Origin of the sequence: Streptomyces sp. ID05-39B (assembly GCF_033794725.1) — a bacterium.
GTDB lineage: Bacteria > Actinomycetota > Actinomycetes > Streptomycetales > Streptomycetaceae > Streptomyces > Streptomyces bobili.
The window spans coordinates 1-5,295 of sequence record NZ_JARGEF010000378.1; the positions used below are offsets into that span (position 1 = coordinate 1).

At 69.2% G+C, this 5,295-nt stretch carries 5 protein-coding genes; 1 reads left to right on the forward strand and 4 read right to left on the reverse strand.

What is annotated here, in order from left to right; translation table 11 throughout:
• Window positions 1–3: 3 nt before the first annotated feature.
• Window positions 4–804 (reverse strand): ABC-2 family transporter protein, encoded by an 801-nt coding sequence (locus P1P75_RS39390; RefSeq protein ID WP_319264437.1) that lies wholly within the window; start codon window positions 802–804, stop codon window positions 4–6.
• A gap of 244 nt (window positions 805–1,048) precedes the next feature.
• Here P1P75_RS39390 and P1P75_RS39395 point away from each other — a divergent pair, with 244 nt between their 5' ends.
• Complete coding sequence (locus P1P75_RS39395) at window positions 1,049–3,970, forward strand: transglycosylase domain-containing protein (protein ID WP_319264438.1); 2,922 nt, start codon at window positions 1,049–1,051, stop codon at window positions 3,968–3,970.
• A 12-nt stretch (window positions 3,971–3,982) separates the two neighbouring features.
• Here P1P75_RS39395 and P1P75_RS39400 read toward each other — a convergent pair whose 3' ends face one another.
• From P1P75_RS39400 to P1P75_RS39410, 3 genes are all read right to left on the reverse strand, one after another.
• Window positions 3,983–4,303 (reverse strand): multidrug efflux SMR transporter, encoded by a 321-nt coding sequence (locus P1P75_RS39400; RefSeq protein WP_086770363.1) that lies wholly within the window; start codon window positions 4,301–4,303, stop codon window positions 3,983–3,985.
• 179 nt (window positions 4,304–4,482) lie between these two features.
• Entirely contained in the window at window positions 4,483–4,839 is a 357-nt protein-coding gene (locus tag P1P75_RS39405; protein WP_319183494.1) for a co-chaperone GroES, read from the reverse strand.
• Window positions 4,840–4,883: 44 nt separating this feature from the next.
• Window positions 4,884–5,213: a DUF3618 domain-containing protein gene (locus P1P75_RS39410; RefSeq protein ID WP_319183492.1), complete on the reverse strand. Its 330-nt coding sequence runs from the start codon at window positions 5,211–5,213 to the stop codon at window positions 4,884–4,886.
• Window positions 5,214–5,295: the final 82 nt, after the last annotated feature.

The window sequence follows — 5,295 nt, forward strand, 5'->3', positions numbered from 1 at the left end:
GTCTCACCCACCTTGCACCACCACCCGCCGCGTCGCCGCCACCTGCACCATCCGCCCCAGCACCAGCAGCACCACCGCCCACCCCGCCTGGAAGGCATACGTCCGCAGCGCCCCGGTCTCCCCCATCAGCAGGTCAGCCGGCATCTGGAGCATCGCCGACCACGGCAACGCGCGCACGATCCCGCCCAACGGCTCCGGAAACGCGTTCAGCGGCAAGGCCATCCCCGTACAGAACATCCCCGTCACCATCAGCATCTGGAGCGCGCCCGTCCCGTCCAGCAGCCAGAAACCGCTCAACGCCACCAGAAACCGGATACCGAAACTCACCACCATCGCCAGCAGCAACGCGAGCAGAAACCGCAACCACAACAACGGATCGGAGGGCAGCGCCGACGGAAAGACCAGCGCCCCGAACGCGAACGGAATCACCCCCCGCCCCAGCAACTGGAAAAACGAACGCCCCAAGTCGGCCGCGAACCACCACAGTTGCAGATCAGCGGGACGGTACAGATCGATCGCCACCGCTCCCGTGCGGATCCTCTCCATCAACTCGCCCTCGAATCCGCCCCCTTGAAGCGCGAGAGTCGCGAACAGCGCCTGACCCAGCCACACATACGTCACCGCCTGGGCCTGGTCGTAGCCACCCAGCTGCGGCCGTTCGTCCCACAGCGCCAGATATGTGTAGACAAGGATCAGGCCGAAAACGGTGTTGGTGAACACCCCCGCCGCCGTCGCCACACGACAGGTCGCGTACCTTCTGAAACTCCCCGCCGCCACGGCCGCGTACAAGCGCACCGAACCCACGGCACCAGCCCCCTCACCCGCGGCGATCCCGCGCCGATCCCGCCACCGCGGCGAAGCGCAGGAGCCTAGCGGGCGGATCCCCTCGCGTGCCACGCGGTTTTCCGGGCACCTTCCGCACGTGTGGCACAACACGCGCCGATTGCCGGGAACGGAACGCATGGTGCGAGAGTCTTCAACAGGGGGCGCAGAAGGCGTAACGAGACGTACGGGAACGTACGAGGCGAAACAGGAGTCCGAGCAACACATGAGCGACGAGCCGCAGCCGCAGCAGCCGACCGAGGGCCGGCCGACCGGCACACCCGAGGCAGCCGGCACACCCGAAGCGGCCGGCACACCCGAGACCGCCGGGACGTCCGAGGCGGCCAAGCCCTCCGAGGCCGCGAAGGCACCCAAGGCCGCCGGGACACCCAAGGTCTCCGGGACACCGAAGTCGGCCTCGGCCGGGACTCCCGAGGCGGCACGCGAATCCGAGGCGACCGCCGATCCCTCCGGTCCCTCCGGTCCGTCCGGCCCGTCCGGTCCCTCCGGAGCCGCCCGTACGCCCGGATCGGCGCCTGCGCCTGACACCGCCCGCACGCCCGACACCGCCCGTACCGCCGAAATGCCCCGCATCCCCGAAGGGCGGCCCCGCACCCCCGAGCCGGCCCACGCGCCCAAGGCGGCACACACACCCCGAGCCACCTACACCTCTCCGGCCGCAGCCGCAGCCTCAGCCTCAGCCGCAGCCTCAGCCTCAGCCTCAGCCTCAGCCTCAGCCGCCGAGGCTCCCGGCGCCCCCCAGGCAGCAGGCCCCGCGGCGGGACCCCCGGCCGGCCCCGCAGCCGGCCCCGGCACCAAGCGGCCCAAGCGCCCCAAACGCACCGGCTGGCGTCGGATCTTCCCCACCTGGCGCATGGTCCTGGGCACCCTCCTCCTCGGCGCGGCCCTGCTCATCGGCCTGTTCTTCGTCGGCTACTCCATGGTCAAGATCCCGCCCGCCAACGCCCTCGCCACCAAGCAGAGCAACGTCTACCTCTACGCCGACGGCACCGAGATCGCCCGCGACGGCATGGTCAACCGCGAGAACGTCGACCTCTCCCAGATCTCCAAAGCCGCCCAGCACGCCGTCCTGGCCGCCGAGGACCGCGACTTCTACACCGAGTCCGCCATCGACCTCAAGGCGATGATCCGGGCCGGCTGGAACACCGCCACCGGCAAGGGCAAGCAGTCCGGCTCCACGATCACCCAGCAGTACGTGAAGAACTACTACCTCGCACAGGAACAGACCGTCACCCGCAAGGTGAAGGAGTTCTTCATCTCCATCAAGCTGGACCGCGAGACCTCCAAGGACAACATCCTCGAGGGCTACCTCAACACCAGCTACTTCGGCCGCAACGCCTACGGCATGCAGGCCGCCGCCAAGGCCTACTACGGCGTCGACGCCGCCGAACTCACCCCCGCCCAGGGCGCCTACCTCGCCGCCCTCGTCAACGCGCCCAGTGAGTACGACGTCATCGCCCACCCCGAGAACCGCAAGGCCGCCGAAGCCCGCTGGAACTACGTACTCGACGGCATGGTCGGCAAGGGCTGGCTCAGCCAGGCCGACCGCACCGGACTGAAGTTCCCCGCCCCCAAGGAGACCTCCGGCGCCGACACCGGCATGTCCGGCCAGCGCGGCTACCTCGTCACCGCCATCAAGGACTACCTCCGCACCACCAAGATCGCCACCTCCGAGGAACTCGAAGCCGGCGGCTACCGCATCACCACCACCCTGGACAAAAAGAAGCAGGACGCCTTCGTCGACGCCGTCAACGACAAGCTGATGGCCAAACTCGACCCGAAGGACCGCAAGGCCGACACCTACGTCCGCGCCGGCGGCGCCGCCGTGGAACCCAAGACCGGCAACGTCCTCGCCCTGTACGGCGGCATCGACTACGTCAAGCAGTACACGAACAACGCGACCCGCCGGGACTTCCAGGTCGGCTCCACCTTCAAGCCCTTCGTCTTCACCTCGGCCGTCGAGAACGAGTCCGAGACCCAGGACGGCCGCCGCATCACCCCCAACACCATCTACGACGGCACCGACCAGCGCCCCGTACAGGGCTGGAGCGGCGGCAGCTACGCCCCCGAGAACGAGGACAACGTCGACTACGGCGACATCAGCGTCCGCAGCGCCACCGACAAGTCCGTGAACGCCGTGTACGCGCAGATGGCCGTCGACGTCGGACCCGAGAAGGTCGAGCAGACCGCCGTCGACCTCGGCCTGCCCACCGACACGCCCGACCTGGAGCCCTACCCCTCGATCGCCCTCGGCACGGCCACCGCCAGCGTCCTCGACATGGCCGAGGCCTACGCCACGCTCGCCAACCACGGCCGGCACGGCACCTACACCATGATCGGCAAGGTCACCAAGAACGGCGCCGACGTCTTCGACCTCCCCGAACGCAAGACCTCCCAGGTCATCAGCCGCGAAGCCGCGGACACCACCACCTCCGTCCTGCGCAGCGTCGTCCAGAACGGCACCGCCACCGCGGCACTCGCCGCCGGCCGCCCCGCCGCGGGCAAGACCGGCACCGCCGAGGAGGACACCGCCGCCTGGTTCGCCGGCTACACCCCCGACCTCGCCACCGTCGTCGCCGTCATGGGCCAGGACCCGGTCACCGCCGCCCACAAGTCGCTGTACAACGTCATGGGCCTGCCCCGCATCAACGGCGGCGGCGCTCCCACCGAGATCTGGGCCCAGTTCACCAAGAACGCCCTCAAGGACACCCCGCCCACCGACTTCAGCCTCCAGATCCAGGAAGGCTCCGAGGAAACGGCGTATCCGTCCGCCGAACCCTCCAGCAGCGAGCCGACCGAGGAAGACGACCAGGACGACACCACCGGCGGCCAGAACAGCCAGTCCCCCGGCACGAACCAGGGCCAGACCGACAGCGGCACCCCCACCGGCACCACCGGCGGTACGACGACCGGCGGCACCCCCACCACCGGCGGCGGGGTCACCGGCGGCACCACCGGAGACACCTCCACCGGCGGCATCCCCACCACGGGCGGCACCTCCGACGCAGGCACCACCGCAGGCACCTCCGACGGCGGAACCACCGGCGACACCTCCGACGGCGGCGCCATCGGCACACCCGGCGGCACCTTCCCCCAGCTCACGACCCGCAGGCCGCTCGACGAGTAGCGGTTCCGACCTTCAATGCCCCGAGGTCGCCTTCAGCCCCACCACGGCGACCAGCAGCAGACACACGAAGAAGATCCGGGCGGCGGTCGCCGGCTCCCCCAGCACCACCATGCCGAACACCGCCGCCCCCGCGGCACCGATCCCCACCCACACGCCATAAGCCGTCCCGATCGGCAGCGAACGCGCGGCATACGACAGCAACAGCATGCTCGCGACGATCCCCGCACCGGTGAAAAGGCTGGGCACCAGACGCGTGAACCCGTCGGTGTACTTCATCCCGATCGACCAGCCCACCTCCAGCAGACCGGCGACGATCAACAGAACCCAGGCCACGACAGCACCTCCGAGACACGAACACTCAACAGAACGGTGCGTCGTCTTTGCCTGCGTACATCCCGGTACGGCGCGTCTCGTCGGGCTCCCACCAAGCTAGCAAAAAAGCAGAAAAAGGGCTGGTGACCATGGTCACCAGCCCTCTTCGTCCTACGAATCAGAGGCGAATCGGAGACGAGTCAGAGGTACAGGCCCGTCGAGTCCTCGGACCCCTCGAACCGATCCGCGGCCACCGCGTGCAGATCACGCTCACGCATCAGCACGTACGCGGTCCCCCGCACCTCCACCTCGGCCCGGTCCTCCGGGTCGTACAGCACCCGGTCGCCCGGCTCCACGGTCCGCACGTTCTGACCCACCGCCACGACCTCCGCCCACGCCAGCCGACGGCCCACGGCCGCCGTCGCCGGGATCAGAATCCCGCCACCGGAACGCCGCTCACCCTCACTCGCGTCCTGACGCACCAGGACCCGGTCGTGCAGCATCCGGATGGGCAGCTTGTCGTCGTCGCCGCTGTGCTCGCTTCTCTTACCGCTCACACCGACGAACCTACCTGCCTCCGCCCGGCCGGAACGCCTCCGGGTCAGCCCTTGCGACGCCGCGTACTGAACGCCAGCAGCCCCACGACCCCGACCACCACCAGGGCCACCGGCACCACCCGCTCCAGACGAGGCGCGCCCTCCTCGTCCACGAACTGCGCCCTCACCTCGCTCACGACCCGGTTGACCTGCACATAGGCCCTCCCGATCGTGTGATCGACATTGGCCGCGACCTTCGCCTTGGCATCGCCGACGATCGTCTTCGGATGCACCCGCACCCCGATCTCGTCCAGCGTCTCAGCCAGCGTCTCTCGGCGGCGCCTGATGTCCGCCTCGATCTGCGCCGGGGTTCTGGTGTCCGACGTGTCCGCCACGGTGGGGCCTCCGAAGTGAGCCGACGTTTCCTACGTGTTCTGGACAGTCTGTCAGTTCCCCACCCGCCCGTACCGTCAGGAC

Bases quoted from the DNA above. Each gene is read 5' to 3' on its own strand.
- P1P75_RS39395 (WP_319264438.1), top strand. From the start codon at position 1,049: ATGAGCGACGAGCCGCAGCCGCAGCAGCCGACCGAGGGCCGGCCGACC.